Here is a 13,852-nt window from a genome sequence, read left to right as displayed (position 1 = left end):
GGTGGTGCGATGCCCGCCCCCGACCCCATCGCCGAGGCCCACCGCCAGTGGAGCGCCCGCTGGCCCGAGCACGCCGACCACATGGCGGCCGTCACCTCGGTGATGCGCGCCCAGCAGCTCCTGCTGAGCCGCATCGAGGCCGTCCTCAAGCCGTACGGTCTCACGTTCGCCGCCTACGAGGCGCTGCGCCTGCTGGCGTTCGCCCGCTCCGGCACCCTCCCGATGGGCAAGATGGGCACCCGGCTCATGGTCCACCCCGCTTCGGTCACCAACGTGATCGGACGGCTCGAGGGCCGCGGCCTCGTCGGCCGCGCCCCCTCCCCCGACGACCGCCGCGTCGTCCTCGCGACCATCACCCCCGCGGGCCGCGACCTCGCCGAGGACGCGACGGCCGCGCTGAACGCGTCCGGCTTCGGGATCGCCGGCCTGCCCGCCGAGGGGGCCGCCGCCATCCGCGCCGCCCTCCACCCCGTCCGCCGCGTCACCGGCGACGTCGAGGACTGACCGCCGCCCCCGCCGCCCGGGGCCGACCGGCCCGGACGGAGGGGACCGCAGGTCAGGCGCCGACGTAGGCCGCGAGGTGCTCGCCGGTGAGGGTGGAGCGGGCGGCCACCAGGTCGGCCGGGGTCCCCTCGAAGACGATCCGGCCGCCGTCGTGGCCGGCGCCGGGCCCGAGATCGATGATCCAGTCGGCATGCGCCATCACGGCCTGGTGGTGCTCGACGACGATGACCGACTTGCCGGACTCGACCAGCCGGTCGAGCAGGCCGAGCAGCTGCTCGACGTCGGCGAGGTGCAGGCCCGACGTCGGCTCGTCCAGGACGTAGATCCCGCCCTTCTCGCCCATGTGCACGGCGAGCTTGAGCCGCTGCCGCTCGCCGCCGGACAGCGTGGTGAGCGGCTGGCCGAGGGTGAGGTAGCCGAGCCCGACGTCGGCGAGCCGCCGCACGATCTTGTGCGCCGCCGGGATCCGGCCCTCCCCCGCGCCGAAGAACTCCTCGGCGTCGGTCACCGACATCGCGAGGACCTCGGAGATGTCGCGGCCGCCGAACCGGTGCTCCAGGACGGCCGCCGCGAACCGCCGCCCCTCGCACACGTCGCAGACCGAGGCGACCCCGGCCATCATCCCGAGGTCGGTGTAGACGACGCCCGCGCCCTTGCACTCGGGGCACGCGCCCTCGGAGTTCGCGCTGAACAGCGCGGGCTTCACGCCGTTGGCCTTCGCGAACGCCTTGCGGATCGGGTCGAGCAGCCCGGTGTAGGTCGCCGGGTTGCTCCGCCGCGACCCCTTGATGGCGCCCTGGTCGACCGCCACCACGCCCTCGTCGGCCGGGATCGACCCGTGCACCAGCGAGCTCTTGCCCGACCCCGCGACGCCGGTCACGACGGTGAGCACGCCCAGCGGGATGTCGACGTCGACGTCCTGGAGGTTGTGGGCGTCCGCCCCGCGGATCTCCAGCTTGCCGGTCGGCTCGCGCACCGCCTCCTTCAGCCGCGCCCGGTCGTCGTAGTGGCGCCCGGTGACGGTGTCCCCCGCCCGCAGCCCCTCGACGGTGCCCTCGTAGCAGACGGTGCCGCCCGCCGTGCCCGCGCCGGGACCGAGGTCGACGACGTGGTCGGCGATGGCGATCGTCTCCGGCTTGTGCTCCACGACGAGCACGGTGTTGCCCTTGTCCCGCAGCCGCAGCAGCAGGTCGTTCATCCGCTGGATGTCGTGCGGGTGCAGGCCGATGGTCGGCTCGTCGAAGACGTAGGTGACGTCGGTGAGGGAGGACCCGAGGTGGCGGATCATCTTGGTGCGCTGCGCCTCGCCGCCCGACAGCGTGCCCGCCGGGCGCTCCAGCGAGAGGTAGCCGAGCCCGATCTGGACGAACGAGTCGAGCGTCCCCTGCAGCGCCGCGAGCAGCGGCGCCACCGACGGCTCGTCCAGGCCGCGGACCCACTCGGCGAGGTCGCGGATCTCCATCGCGCACGCCTCCGCGATGCTGATCCCCTTGACCTTCGACGACCGGGCCGCCTCGGTGAGCCGGGTGCCGCCGCACTCGGGGCAGACGGTGAACGTGACCGCCCGGTCCACGAACGCGCGGATGTGCGGCTGCATCGCCTCCCGGTCCTTGGACAGGAACGACTTCTGGATCCGCGGGATCAGCCCCTCGTAGGTGAGGTTCGCCCCCTCCACCTTCACCTTGATCGGCTCGTGGTAGAGGAAGTCCCGCATCTCCTTCTTCGTGAAGTCCCGGATCGGCTTGTCCGGGTCGAGCAGCCCCGACTCGGCGTACGTCCGCACCGTCCACCAGCTGTCCGACTTCCAGCCGGGGATGGTGAACGCCCCCTCGGAGATCGACTTCGAGTCGTCGTAGAGCTGGGAGAGGTCGATGTCGTTGACGCTGCCCCGCCCCTCGCAGCGGGTGCACATGCCGCCGGTGCGGGAGAAGGTGGCCTTCACGGCCTTGCTGCCGTCGCCGCGCTCCACCGTGATCGCGCCGCTCGCCCGGACCGACGGCACGTTGAACGCGAACGCGGCGGGCGGCCCGACGTGCGGCTCGCCCAGCCGGCTGAACAGGATGCGCAGCATCGCGTTGGTGTCGGTGGCGGTGCCGACCGTGGACCGGGGGTCGGCGCCCATCCGCTCCTGGTCGACGATGATCGCGGTCGTCAGCCCGTCCAGCACGTCGACCTCGGGCCGCGCCGGCGTCGGCATGAACCCCTGCACGAACGCGCTGTAGGTCTCGTTGATCAGCCGCTGCGACTCCGCGGCGATGGTGCCGAACACCAGCGAGCTCTTGCCCGAGCCGGAGACCCCGGTGAACACCGTCAGCCGGCGCTTCGGGATCTCGACGGTGACGTCCTTGAGGTTGTTCACGCGGGCGCCGTGCACGCGGATCATGTCGTGGCTGTCGGCGGCGTGCGACGCGGCCGACGGCGCCTCCGGGGCGTCCGGGGCGTCCGTCCTCGGGGCCTTGGTCATCGTTTCTCCATCATGTCGGGCGGGGCCGCCGTCGCGGCCCCGTCTGCGTCGCCTCGGCGGGCGCCGGCCTCATCGGCGCGGTCGCGGCGACGGTCATTGTGCACCTGATCGCCGGATCCCGCTTCCGGCCCCGTCCGGGGCGCTCAGTCCGCCTCCTGGATGCGGACCATGTTGCCCGCGGGGTCGCGGAAGGCGCAGTCCCGGACGCCGTAGGGCTGGTCGGTCGGCTCCTGGACGACCTCGGCGTCGACGGCCCGCAGCCGCGCGAAGACGCCGTCGACGTCGGGCGCCGCCAGCAGGATGCTCGCGAACGTGCCCTTGGCCATCATCTCGGCGATCATGCGGCGCTCGTCGTCGGTGACGCCGGGGTCGGCCGACGGCGGGTACAGCACGATCGACGTGCCGGGCTGCCCGGGCGGGCCGACCGTGATCCACCGCATGCCCTCGTAGCCGATGTCCTTGCGGACCTCGAACCCGAGGGCGTCGCGGTAGAACGCCAGCGCCGCGTCGGCGTCGTCGTGCGGAAGGAAGCTCGAGGAAATGGTGACGTCCATGCCGTCACGCTAGGCGGACCGGGCGGCGGGCGCTTCTCGATTCCTGACCGGTCTCGTCACCTGCTTGGCCACGCACGGCGGCATCCCCGCCGTGGCCTCCGCCGCGCGGGCCCGGTAGACGCTCGGCGGGATCCCGACCAGTTCGGTGAAGCGGGTGCTGAAGGTGCCCAGCGACGAGCACCCCACCGCGAAGCAGACGTCGGTGACGCTGAGGTCGCCGCGCCGCAGCAGCGCCATCGCCCGCTCGATGCGCCGCGTCATCAGGTAGCTGTACGGCGATTCGCCGTAGGCGCTCCGGAACCGGCGGCTGAGGTGCCCCGCGGACATGTTCGCGCCGCGCGCGAGGGCCTCGACGTCCAGCGGCTGCGCGTACTCGCGGTCGATGCGGTCGCGGACCCGGCGCAGCAGCGCGAGGTCGCGCAGGTGCTGGTCGGTGGAGGACTTGCCGGTCACAGCACGATCCTGCCACAGGGCGGCGACATCAAACCCGGGCGCGGACCCGCGTCCGGGCGGTATGCCGGGTATGTGGGGCTTACCGGGGTGCCGGGCCCCGATGGGCGTTCCCTTATGCTGCGGGTCACATCCGTGCGATCGCAAGGAGGCGGTGATGGCGGATTCGCCGACGATGACGTACGGCGGGTACCTGCGACTGGATCGGCTGCTGTCGTGCCAGGAGCCGAAGACCGACGCGCACGACGAGCTGCTGTTCGTGATCATCCACCAGGTGTACGAGCTGTGGTTCAAGCAGATCCTGCACGAGGCCGCGCTGCTCCAGCGCCGCCTCGAGGAGGGCAACAGCGGGGGCTCCCTGCACACCGCGCGCCGGATCGCCAAGATCCTCAAAACGGTGGTCGGGCAGCTGGACGTGCTGGAGACGATGACGCCCCGGCAGTTCGCCGCGTTCCGCGACGAGCTCGGCAGCTCCAGCGGCTTCCAGAGCGACCAGTTCCGCGAGCTGGAGGCGGTGCTCGGGCGGCGCGCCTTCCCCGCGTCGGACCTGCGCGGCGACGAGCGGCTGCGCGCGGCGGCGTCCCGCCCGTCCCTGCTGGACTCCCTGCTGCGCTACCTCGCCGGGCGCGGGTACGCGATCCCGGAGTCCGCGCTCGAGCGGGACTTCGCCGAGCCCTGGGAGCCCGACCCGCGGGTGCAGCGCGCGCTCCTGGAGGTGTACGCGGACGAGAGCGGCCCGGCCGCCGAGGTGTGCGAGGCGCTCGTCGACGTGGACGAGGGCGTCCAGGAGTGGCGGTACCGGCATTTGAAGATGGTGGAGCGGACGATCGGCGCGAAGGTCGGCACGGGCGGTTCGGCGGGCGCCGACTACCTGCGCTCGACGCTGTTCGCGCCCGCGTTCCCGGACCTGTGGGAGGTCCGGTCGCAGACGGAGCCCGCCGGGGACGCGGCGCCGGCGGGGGAAGCGTCGCATGGCGGCTGACGGGGAGCGGGTCGCGATCGTCGGCGCCGGGCTGGCCGGGTGCCTGCTGGCGGTGCTGCTCGGACGGCGCGGGATCGCGGTGACGGTGTACGAGCGGCGGCCCGACCCGCGCGTCGCGGGCGCCGAGCGGGGCCGGTCGATCAACCTGGCGATCTCGGCGCGCGGCCTCGCGGCGCTGGAGCAGGTGGGGCTGCGCGAGCGGGCGCTCGAGCACGCGCTGCCCATGCACGGGCGCATGGTGCACCCGAAGGGCGGCGAGCCGAACTTCCAGCCGTACAGCGCGGACCGCGCGCGGGCCATCAACTCCATCGGCCGGGCGGAGCTGAACCGGTTCCTGCTCGACACCGCGGAGGAGATCCCCGGGGTCGCGCTGCGGTTCGGCGAGCGCGTCACCGGCGTGGACGCCGAGTCGGGCGCGGTGCTGCTCGAGGGCGCCGAACCGGAGCCGGCGGGCGTCGTGCTGGCCGGGGACGGCGCGTTCAGCGCGGTGCGGCGGTCGCTGCGGCTCGCGCACGACGACGCGGACTTCCTCGAGCACGCCTACAAGGAGCTGACCGTCCCGCCGCGGAACGGGGACTTCGCGCTCGATCCGGACGCGCTGCACATCTGGCCGCGCGGGACGTCCATGATGATCGCGCTGCCGAACCTCGACCGGTCGTTCACCTGCACGCTGTTCTGGCCGCGGGGCGACTTCGCCGCGCTGCGGACCCCCGGCGAGATCACCGCGTACTTCGCCGAGCACTATCCGGACGTCGCGGGCCTGATGCCCGGCCTGGTGGAGGACTACGAGCGGAACCCGGTCGGGTCGCTGGTGACCGTCCGGTGCGAGCCGTGGGTGCGGCGGGGCGCCGGCGCGTCCGTCGCGCTGCTCGGCGACGCCGCGCACGCGATCGTCCCGTTCTTCGGGCAGGGCGCCAACTGCGCGTTCGAGGACTGCATCGAGATCGACCGGTGCCTGGACGAGACCGGCGGCGACTGGGCGCGCGCGCTGGCCCGCTACCAGGAGCGGCGGAAGTCCAACACGGACGCCATCGCCGAGATGGCGCTCGACAACTTCGTCGAGATGCGGGACCGGGTGTCGTCGCCGGTGTACCGGGCGAAGCAGGCGGCGCAGCACGCGCTGGAGCGGCGGCTGGCGGGGCGCTACGTGTCCCGCTACGAGCTGGTGTCGTTCTCGACGATGCCGTACGCGCGGATCCCCGCCCGGATCAGGCGGCAGAACCTGGCCCTCGGCGGCGCCGTGCTCGGTGCGGGCGCCGTGCTCGGGCTGGCCCTGCGCGCGGCGGTGCGGGCGGGGCCGCGGGCGCGGCGCTAGCCGGGGCGCGGGCGGCGCCCGCGGCGGCGGCCGCCGGTCACGTCGGCGACCGCCGCCGCCAGCGCCGCGACGACGAACGCGAGGACGACGAGGAGCCCGTGGCGGAACGCCGCGGCCCAGTCGCCCGACCCCGCGACGGTCTCGAAGAACACCGTCCCGACCCAGGCGACGCCGGCGGCGGTGCCGACGCGCTGCCCGGTCTGCAGGACGCCCGCGGCGCTGCCGCCCTCGGCGTGGTGCACCTCCGACAGCGTGATCGCCTGGTTCGGCGAGATGACCAGGCCGCTGCCGAACCCTGCGACGAGCAGGGGCAGCGCGGTCGCCCACCCCGCGCCCGTCCCGGGCACCAGCTCCACCGCGAGCCACGCGGCCGCGAGCCCGGCCGTGACCACGCCGAGCCCGGCGGCGACCAGCGGGCGGCCGAACCGGGAGACGATCCGCCCGCCGATGATGGCCGCCACCCCCGACCCGACCGAGAACGGGGCGATGGCCAGGCCGGCGCCGAGCGCGCTGTAGCCGAGGCCGTTCTGCAGGTACAGCGTGAAGATGAAGAAGATCGCGGTGAATCCGGCGAAGTACAGCAGCGCGATCGCCGTGCCGAGCGCGTACGAGCGGAGCCGGAACAGCGCCAGGTCGACCATCGGGGACCGGGCGCGGCGCTCCCAGAGCACGAACAGCGCGATCAGCGCCGCCGCCGCGGGGAGCAGCAGCCACTTGGCCGGGCTGCGCCACTGCTGGTGCTGGACGAACGGCAGCAGCACGCACAGGACGCCCGCGCCCAGCAGCAGCACGCCGGGCGGGTCCAGCCCCTGCCGGGCGCCGTAGACCGGGGCGGGCAGCAGCATCCGCGCGAGGAACAGGGCGGCCACGCCCACCGGCACGTTGACGTAGAACACCCACCGCCAGCCGTCGTCGGGCCCGGCCAGCGCGATGAGGGCGCCGCCCAGCAGCGGCCCGGTCGCCGTCGCGAGCCCGATGACGGCGCCGAGCGCGCCGAACGCGCGCCCCCGTTCGGCGCCCCGGAACAGCTGCTGGATGAGGCCCGCCACCTGCGGGTTGAGGATGCCGCCCGCGACGCCCTGCACGAGCCGCGCGACGATCAGCCACAGGTCGTCCCGCGCCGCCCCGGCGAGCGCGCTCGCCACGGTGAACAGCGCCAGCCCGGACATGAACACGGCGCGGCGGCTGCGGGCGTCGCCGAGCCGTCCCGCGGGGACGAGCACCAGCCCGAACGTCAGCGCGTACCCGGACACGATCCACTGCAGCCCCGCCTCGCTGGCGTGCAGCCCGTCCCGGATGGTGGGCAGCGCCACGTTCACGATGCTGACGTCGAGCAGCGTCATGAAGGCCGCGACGAGGCAGACGGCGAGCGCCTGCCAGCGCCGGTCCGCCCCGACCGGCGGGTCGGAGTGCACGGGCCGGTCCTTTCCGGAGATCACCGGGGCAAACGCGCCGCCGCCGGCTGTGCCACGCTGGTCCGGTGACCGAATCGACTCCCGAGACGCACCCCGACGACCTGCGGTGCTCCGCCAAGGGCTGCCGCGCGGACGCGGTGTGGGCGCTGCGCTGGAACAACCCGAAGATCCACACGCCGGACCGGCGGAAGATCTGGCTCGCCTGCGACGAGCACCGCGCGAGCCTGTCGGCGTTCCTGGACCGCCGCGACTTCCTCAAGGACGTGGTGCCGGTGGCCGACCGCGACGCGCCCGGCGCCTGACCGGCGTCAGATCTCGTCGAGGACGGGCTCCGCCGCCGGCCGCGGGACGTCGTCCGGCGCGGGCCCCGGCTCCGCGGCGGCGCCCCAGCCCTCCGCGAGCTCGGTGAGCCGGGCCGCGGCGTCCCGGGCGGGCGCGCCGCGGCCGACCGCCAGCCCCAGCAGGTAGGCGGTGAGCGGCGCGCCGGGACGCGCGACGCCGTGCGCGACGTCGCGGGCGAGATCGAGCACCAGGTCGCGGTCGATGTCGCCCCGGTCCAGGCCCAGTTCGCGGCACGCCGCGTCCATCCAGTCCTCGAGCACGGACATGGGTTCCCCCTTCGCGGACATCATGCGATTCCGACTGGATGCCCACTCTCGCACGATCGACGCGGACACTCCGGACCGGGTCCGCCGGCACCGCGGACCGGGCACCGCGAACCGCCGCCGGGACCGGCCGGGAGTGCCGTCAGCGCGGGTCGGGGTCGGTGAGGGCGCGGGCGCGGGCCAGGTCGTCGGGGGTGTCGCAGTCGTACCAGGGCGGGCGGTCCCCGGCGGGAAGCGCGACGCGGACCGGTTCGAGGGGGGCGAGCAGGCCGCGCAGGGACGCCCCGGCGTAGCGGTCGAGGGCGGTGCGGAGCGGGGCGGTGCGCCAGCATCCGGCGAGCCACTGGTCGCGGCCGCCGGCGTCGACCAGCACCGCGCCCCGGGCCGGGCCCGCCACGGCGTCGAGGAGGCGGGCGAGGTGGGCGGGGCGCAGGAACGGCAGATCGGCGGCCAGGAGCGCCACGCGGGGGGCGCTGACCTCGGGGAGCCCGGCGCGCAGCGCGGGGACCGGGCCGCCGCCCGGCGGGTCCTCCCGGACGCGGACGGCGGCCGCGGCGAGGTCGCGGGGCGGGCCGACCACGACGACGCGGGCCGCGCCGGACGCGGCCGCGGCGACGTGCTCGAGCAGGGCGCGGCCCCCGACGCGGGCGGCGGGCTTGTCCGCGCCGCCGAACCGGCGGGCGCGTCCGCCGGCGAGGATCACCGCGTCCCACGCCCCGGAGCCCGGCACGTCAGCCGCCGATCGCCGACATGGGGCGGGCCGGCTGCAGGAAGGACGGGTCGTCGATGCCGTGCCCGGCGCGCTTGGCGCGGACGGCGGCGCGCCACCGCTCGGCCAGGTCGTCGTCGGACGCCCCGGCGCGCAGCGCGTCCCGCAGGTTGGACTCGTCGGTGGCGAACAGGCAGTTGCGGACCTGCCCGTCGGCGGTGAGCCGCACCCGGTCGCAGGCGCCGCAGAACGGGCGGGTCACCGAGCCGATCACGCCGACGGCCGCCGGTCCGCCGTCGACGAGGAAGCTCTCGGCGGGGGCGCTGCCGCGGTCGCCGGGGTCCTCGGGGGCGAGGGCGAACGCGGCGCCGAGCCGGTCGAGGATCTCGTCCGCGGTGACCATGCCGTCGCGGGTCCAGCCGTGCTGGGCGTCCAGCGGCATCTGCTCGATGAACCGCAGCCGGTAGCCGTGCTCGAGGCAGTAGCGCAGCAGCGGGACGGCCTCGTGGTCGTTGACGCCGCGCATCAGCACCGCGTTGACCTTCACGGGGGCGAGCCCGGCGGCGCCGGCGGCGGCGAGGCCGCGCAGGACGTCGTCGAGCCGGTCGCGGTGCGCCAGCCGCTCGAACGTCGCCCGGTCGAGGGTGTCGAGGGACACGTTGACGCGGTCCAGCCCGGCGTCGGCCAGCGGCGCGGCGAGCCGGTCCAGCCCGATCCCGTTGGTGGTGAGCGAGATCTGCGGGCGGGGGCGCAGCGCGGCCGTCCGGCGGACGATCCCGGGCAGGCCCCGGCGCAGCAGCGGCTCGCCGCCGGTGTAGCGCACCTCGCGGACGCCGAGCCGCTCGACGCCGAGCGCGACGAGCCGCACCACCTCGTCGTCGGTGAGCAGCTCCGGCCGGGGCAGCCAGTCGAGGCCCTCGGGCGGCATGCAGTACGAGCAGCGCAGGTTGCAGCGGTCGGTGAGGGAGACCCGCAGGTCCGTCGCGGTGCGACCGAAGGCGTCGACGAGCACGGGCGCCCCTTTCCACGTCCGATAGATCACCCCAGACTATTGCGGACGTTGACGATTCGTTCCATCGCGGGAGACGGTATCCGCCTGATCATGGCAGGGTGCCCCCGGAGGACCCTCCGGGGAGACGGACGAGGAGGTACCGGTGGCGCAGGCACGGGAGTGGGAGTTCGCCGGAGTGCGGGGCGCGGTCACCGCGCGGATCTGGGCGGCGGACGGCACGCGCTACGTCGCGGTCCTCGCGCACGGCTACGGCGAGCACCTCGGCCGCTACGAGCACGTCGCGGACGCGCTGGTGCGGCACGGCGCGACCGTGTGCGGCCCCGACCACATGGGCCACGGGCGGTCGGCGGGCGAGCGGGTGCTGGTCGAGGACTACGAGGAGGTCGTCGCCGACCTGCACACGGTCGTGGAGTCCGCCCGCGGCGACCACCCGGGCCTCCCGGTGGTGCTGGTCGGGCATTCGATGGGCGGGCTGATCGCCGCCCGGTACGCGCAGCTGCACGGCGGCGGCCTCGCCGCGCTGGTGCTGTCGGGCCCGGTGCTGGGCCGCTGGGGGACCGTCGACGACCTGCTGCCGCTGGACGAGATGCCGGACGAGCCGATCGACACCGCGACCCTCTCGCGGGACCCGTCCGTCGGCGCCGCCTACACCGCCGACCCGCTGGTGTGGCACGGCCCGTTCAAGAAGACGACCGTCCGGGCGCTGGACGCGTGCCTGCGGCGCGTCAACGGGCACGGTTCGCTCGGGGCGCTGCCGACGCTGTGGGTGCACGGCGACGACGACCGGCTCGTCCCGCTGGACGACACCCGCACCGGCATCGAGAAGGTGCGGGGCGCGGACCTGACCGAGCGGATCTATCCGGGCGCGCGCCACGAGGTGTTCAACGAGACGAACCGCGACGAGGTCCTCGGGGACGTCACCGCGTTCATCGACCGGGTGCTCGAGGGGGCCGCTTCGTCCGCGTAGCGAGCTCGCTCAGCAGTTCGGCGCGGCGGGCGGGCGCGACGTCGCGGGGCGCGGCGCCGGTGACGGCGGCCTCCAGCGTCCACAGCAGGTCCTCGTCGACGCGGCGCGCGGCGCGGCCCCGCAGCAGGAGGTACGCCTCGACGGGGCCGTGCGCCGCGAGGGAGTCGAGGGTCGGGACGCCCGCCGCCTCGAGGGCTTCGGCGTCGCGGCGGCCGAGCGGGCGGCAGTTGCGGACGAGGCGGGACCGGCCGCGCCCGATCGCGCCGTGCCGCCGCCAGATCAGCGGCCGCAGGTCGGCGGCGTCGGACGGCGCGTCCGGGCGGGCGAGGATCTCGGCGCGCGCCCGCCGCGCCCTGCCGACGTCGCGGTGGAAGTCGCGGAACACCTGGATCTCGCCCGGGACGCTGTGGTCCCACTCCCCCAGGAACGTGTAGTCCATGCCGAAGCGGCCGGACGGGTCGAGGCGGGCGGCGCCGAGCCCCCAGAGCCGCGCCTCGCGCGGGGTCGCGGGGGCGAGCACGATCAGCCCGTGCGTCCGCTCGACGCGGCCCGACTCCGCCCACCGCCAGGAGTCGCGCTCCCAGTCCGGTTCTTCGCGCAGCGCGGCGTCGAGGCCGTGCGTCCGCCACCGGACCGTCCCGTCCGGTGCGGCGCGCAGCGGGAGCCGCCGCGCGAGGTCGCGGGCGGCCCGCCGCCCGAACGGGGTGCACCAGCCGGGCACGAGCACGACCGGGTCGGGCGGGTCGGCGTCGAACGGGGTCGGGACGAGGAACGGCCGGTCGACGACCAGGACCGTGCCGGGCCGCGCCTGGTACGACAACCCCCACAGCATCCGGCCGAGGACGCGCGCACCGTGCCGGTCCGACAGCACGTGCCAGGTCCCGTGGAACCGGTTCGTGCCGAACCGCACGGCCGTCCCCGGCCGGAGCCCGATGACGGTGCACGTCCGCCCGTCGAGCCGGACGGCGCGGCGGTGCAGCTTCATGCCGTCGTCCGCGCGCCGCGCGTTGCCCGGCCGCTGCGCCGCCCCCGTCCGTCCCGCCATCGTCAGCCCTTCACGCAGACGAGCTGGCGCAGGTGCGCGACGACCTCCACCAGGTCGGACTGCGCCTCGATGACCTCCTCGATGTCCTTGTAGGCCCCGGGGATCTCGTCGACGACGCCGCCGTCCTTGCGGCACTCGACGCCCTTGGTCTGCTCGACGAGGTCCTCGACGGTGAAGTTCTTGCGGGCCTTGTTCCGGCTCATCCGGCGGCCCGCGCCGTGCGACGCCGAGTTGTACGCCGTCTCGTTGCCGAGGCCGCGCACGATGTACGTCCCGGTGGCCATGGAGCCCGGGATGATGCCGAGGTCGCCGGCGCCCGCGCGGATCGCGCCCTTGCGGGTCACGAGCAGCTCGACGCCGCCGTACTCCTCCTCCGCCACGTAGTTGTGGTGGCAGGAGACGGCCTGCTCCCAGCGGCAGCGCTTCGCGCCGAACCGCTGCGTGACGACGTTCTGCGCGAGGGCCATCATGACCGCCCGGTTGCGGCGCGCGTACTCCTGTGCCCAGAACAGGTCGTGCCGGTAGGCGTCCATCTTCACGGTGCCCGCGAGGAACACCGCGAGGTCGGGGTCGGGCAGGTCCTGGTTGTGCGGCAGCTTCTGCGCCGCCTCGATGTGCCGCGCCGCGAGCTCGTTGCCGATGTTGCGCGACCCCGAGTGCAGGACGAGCCAGATCGCGCCGTCGTCGTCCGCGCACAGCTCGAGGAAGTGGTTGCCGCCGCCGAGCGTCCCCATCTGCTGGCGGGCGCGGCCGAACTTCGCGTGCGCCGCCGGGTGCAGCTCGTCGAACTCCTTCCAGAACTCGTACCAGCCGCGCATCTTCAGGCCGGGCAGCGCCGACGGGTCGACGGCCTCCTTGTGCGCGCCGCGCCCGACCGGGATCGCCCGCTCGAGCCGCGAGCGGACGCCCGACAGGTCGTCCGGCATGTCCTCCACGGTCAGCGTCGACTTCGCGGCGGTCATCCCGCAGCCGATGTCGACGCCGACGGCCGCCGGGGACACGGCGTCCTTCATCGCGATCACCGAGCCGACGGTCGCGCCCTTGCCGTAGTGGACGTCCGGCATCACCGCGAGCCCCTCGACCCACGGCAGCGCGGACACGTTGCGGAGCTGGTCGAGCGCCTGGTCCTCGACCGTGGCGGGGTCGGTCCACATCCGGATGGGAACGCGGCCGCCCTTCAGAGTCTGGTACGGCATTCCTTCTCCTTCTGCGGGGGGATCCGAGCCGTGATCTATGACGCCAGACCCACCGGGCCGGTTTCAACGGGTTTTCCCGTCCCCGGCCTCAGGAGCGGCGGCGCTCGGTCAGCCCCAGCCCGTCCAGGTGCCGCAGCAGCGCGACGGCGACCCGGCGCGGCGCGGCCAGCGCCTCCCCGGCCTGATCGGGGGTGAAGGGCTGCGGCAGCGCCGACAGGATACGCAGCGCCTCCCGGTCGGCGCCGGGCAGCAGGACGACTCCGTCGGCGAGGCGCAGCACGGCCCCCGCGCGGGCCGCGTCGGCGAGCGCGTCGCCGGTCAGCCCGAGCTCGGCGAGCCGCTCGGCGCCGGGCGCGCCGAACGGGTCCCCCGCGAGTTCCGCCCGCAGCCGCGCCACGCCGTCCGCCCACACCGGCGCCTCCGCCGCCGCAGGGCCGGCCTCCCCCGCGCCGCGTCCGTCCGCCCCGCCGCCGACCTGGCCGGCAGCCCCGGCCCCGGCGGGCGGGTCCGCTACGGGACGCGCGGCGGCCGCGGCTCCCGCGCCCGACTCGGCCGCAGCGTCCGGACCGGCTCCCGCCGACGCCTCGGGTGGCGAGCCCGGCTCGGGCTGCCCGCCCGCGAGCTGGTCGCCGCC

General features: G+C 75.1%; 15 protein-coding genes. 5 read left to right on the top strand and 10 right to left on the bottom strand.

Annotation, left to right across the window (positions count from 1 at the left end; genetic code table 11):
- Positions 1 to 9 precede the first annotated feature (9 nt).
- A complete protein-coding gene (locus DMH08_RS22030; RefSeq protein WP_026405988.1) occupies positions 10 to 504 on the top strand; it encodes a MarR family transcriptional regulator in 495 nt (164 codons plus the stop codon).
- A 52-nt stretch (positions 505 to 556) separates the two neighbouring features.
- Here the strand turns inward: DMH08_RS22030 and DMH08_RS22025 are convergent, their stop codons facing one another.
- From DMH08_RS22025 to DMH08_RS22015, 3 genes are all read right to left on the bottom strand, one after another.
- Positions 557 to 2,968 (bottom strand): ATP-binding cassette domain-containing protein, encoded by a 2,412-nt coding sequence (locus DMH08_RS22025; RefSeq protein WP_125617423.1) that lies wholly within the window; start codon positions 2,966 to 2,968, stop codon positions 557 to 559.
- A 143-nt stretch (positions 2,969 to 3,111) separates the two neighbouring features.
- Entirely contained in the window at positions 3,112 to 3,522 is a 411-nt protein-coding gene (locus DMH08_RS22020; protein WP_026405990.1) for a VOC family protein, read from the bottom strand.
- 9 nt (positions 3,523 to 3,531) lie between these two features.
- On the bottom strand, positions 3,532 to 3,975 hold the full coding sequence (locus tag DMH08_RS22015; RefSeq protein ID WP_125617421.1) for a helix-turn-helix transcriptional regulator: 444 nt from the start codon (positions 3,973 to 3,975) through the stop codon (positions 3,532 to 3,534).
- Between the two features lie 154 nt (positions 3,976 to 4,129).
- On the opposite strand from DMH08_RS22015, the gene DMH08_RS22010 reads away from it, so the two are divergent.
- Both DMH08_RS22010 and DMH08_RS22005 read left to right on the top strand, forming a co-directional pair.
- Positions 4,130 to 4,954 carry a tryptophan 2,3-dioxygenase gene (locus DMH08_RS22010; RefSeq protein WP_051301590.1) on the top strand — a complete coding sequence of 275 codons (825 nt, stop codon included), beginning with the start codon at positions 4,130 to 4,132 and terminating at the stop codon, positions 4,952 to 4,954.
- Positions 4,944 to 6,269, top strand: coding sequence for an FAD-dependent oxidoreductase (locus DMH08_RS22005; RefSeq protein ID WP_125617419.1), 1,326 nt, complete (start codon positions 4,944 to 4,946; stop codon positions 6,267 to 6,269). Before DMH08_RS22010 ends, DMH08_RS22005 begins: the two co-directional genes overlap by 11 nt.
- Here DMH08_RS22005 and DMH08_RS22000 read toward each other — a convergent pair.
- Entirely contained in the window at positions 6,266 to 7,684 is a 1,419-nt protein-coding gene (locus tag DMH08_RS22000; protein WP_233617734.1) for an MFS transporter, read from the bottom strand. The genes DMH08_RS22005 and DMH08_RS22000 overlap by 4 nt on opposite strands.
- A gap of 65 nt (positions 7,685 to 7,749) precedes the next feature.
- Between DMH08_RS22000 and DMH08_RS21995 the strand changes: the two genes are divergently transcribed.
- Positions 7,750 to 7,986: a hypothetical protein gene (locus tag DMH08_RS21995; protein WP_026405994.1), complete on the top strand. Its 237-nt coding sequence runs from the start codon at positions 7,750 to 7,752 to the stop codon at positions 7,984 to 7,986.
- A 6-nt stretch (positions 7,987 to 7,992) separates the two neighbouring features.
- Here the strand turns inward: DMH08_RS21995 and DMH08_RS21990 are convergent, their stop codons facing one another.
- From DMH08_RS21990 to moaA, 3 genes are all read right to left on the bottom strand, one after another.
- On the bottom strand, positions 7,993 to 8,292 hold the full coding sequence (locus tag DMH08_RS21990; protein ID WP_233617733.1) for a DUF6457 domain-containing protein: 300 nt from the start codon (positions 8,290 to 8,292) through the stop codon (positions 7,993 to 7,995).
- Positions 8,293 to 8,431: 139 nt separating this feature from the next.
- Positions 8,432 to 9,019 carry a molybdenum cofactor guanylyltransferase gene (gene mobA, locus DMH08_RS21985; RefSeq protein ID WP_125617415.1) on the bottom strand — a complete coding sequence of 196 codons (588 nt, stop codon included), beginning with the start codon at positions 9,017 to 9,019 and terminating at the stop codon, positions 8,432 to 8,434.
- 1 nt (position 9,020) lies between these two features.
- Positions 9,021 to 10,010 (bottom strand): GTP 3',8-cyclase MoaA, encoded by a 990-nt coding sequence (gene moaA, locus DMH08_RS21980; protein ID WP_125617413.1) that lies wholly within the window; start codon positions 10,008 to 10,010, stop codon positions 9,021 to 9,023.
- Positions 10,011 to 10,152: 142 nt separating this feature from the next.
- On the opposite strand from moaA, the gene DMH08_RS21975 reads away from it, so the two are divergent.
- Positions 10,153 to 10,977 carry an alpha/beta hydrolase gene (locus DMH08_RS21975; RefSeq protein WP_125617411.1) on the top strand — a complete coding sequence of 275 codons (825 nt, stop codon included), beginning with the start codon at positions 10,153 to 10,155 and terminating at the stop codon, positions 10,975 to 10,977.
- Here DMH08_RS21975 and DMH08_RS21970 read toward each other — a convergent pair.
- The 3 genes from DMH08_RS21970 to DMH08_RS40265 all read right to left on the bottom strand — a co-directional run.
- Positions 10,937 to 12,022 (bottom strand): TfoX/Sxy family DNA transformation protein, encoded by a 1,086-nt coding sequence (locus DMH08_RS21970; protein WP_125617409.1) that lies wholly within the window; start codon positions 12,020 to 12,022, stop codon positions 10,937 to 10,939. The genes DMH08_RS21975 and DMH08_RS21970 overlap by 41 nt on opposite strands.
- A gap of 2 nt (positions 12,023 to 12,024) precedes the next feature.
- A complete protein-coding gene (locus tag DMH08_RS21965; RefSeq protein WP_026405998.1) occupies positions 12,025 to 13,218 on the bottom strand; it encodes an RtcB family protein in 1,194 nt (397 codons plus the stop codon).
- An 88-nt stretch (positions 13,219 to 13,306) separates the two neighbouring features.
- On the bottom strand, positions 13,307 to 13,852 hold a 546-nt coding region (locus tag DMH08_RS40265; protein ID WP_199747938.1), incomplete at its 5' end, for a SelB domain-containing protein.

The organism is Actinomadura sp. WAC 06369, from assembly GCF_003947565.1.
Taxonomy (GTDB): Bacteria; Actinomycetota; Actinomycetes; order Streptosporangiales; family Streptosporangiaceae; genus Spirillospora; species Spirillospora rifamycini.
This window is presented reverse-complemented; position numbering and strand designations above follow the sequence as displayed.

What these genes read in the sequence shown, in the direction of transcription:
- DMH08_RS22005 (WP_125617419.1), top strand. Translation starts at nt 4,944, where the DNA reads ATGGCGGCTGACGGGGAGCGGGTCGCGATCGTCGGCGCCGGGCTGGCC.
- DMH08_RS22020 (WP_026405990.1), bottom strand. Translation starts at nt 3,522, where the DNA reads ATGGACGTCACCATTTCCTCGAGCTTCCTTCCGCACGACGACGCCGAC.
- DMH08_RS22030 (WP_026405988.1), top strand. Translation starts at nt 10, where the DNA reads ATGCCCGCCCCCGACCCCATCGCCGAGGCCCACCGCCAGTGGAGCGCC.
- DMH08_RS22010 (WP_051301590.1), top strand. Translation starts at nt 4,130, where the DNA reads ATGGCGGATTCGCCGACGATGACGTACGGCGGGTACCTGCGACTGGAT.
- DMH08_RS21970 (WP_125617409.1), bottom strand. Translation starts at nt 12,022, where the DNA reads ATGGCGGGACGGACGGGGGCGGCGCAGCGGCCGGGCAACGCGCGGCGC.
- DMH08_RS21965 (WP_026405998.1), bottom strand. Translation starts at nt 13,218, where the DNA reads ATGCCGTACCAGACTCTGAAGGGCGGCCGCGTTCCCATCCGGATGTGG.
- DMH08_RS22025 (WP_125617423.1), bottom strand. Translation starts at nt 2,968, where the DNA reads ATGACCAAGGCCCCGAGGACGGACGCCCCGGACGCCCCGGAGGCGCCG.
- DMH08_RS21990 (WP_233617733.1), bottom strand. Translation starts at nt 8,292, where the DNA reads ATGTCCGTGCTCGAGGACTGGATGGACGCGGCGTGCCGCGAACTGGGC.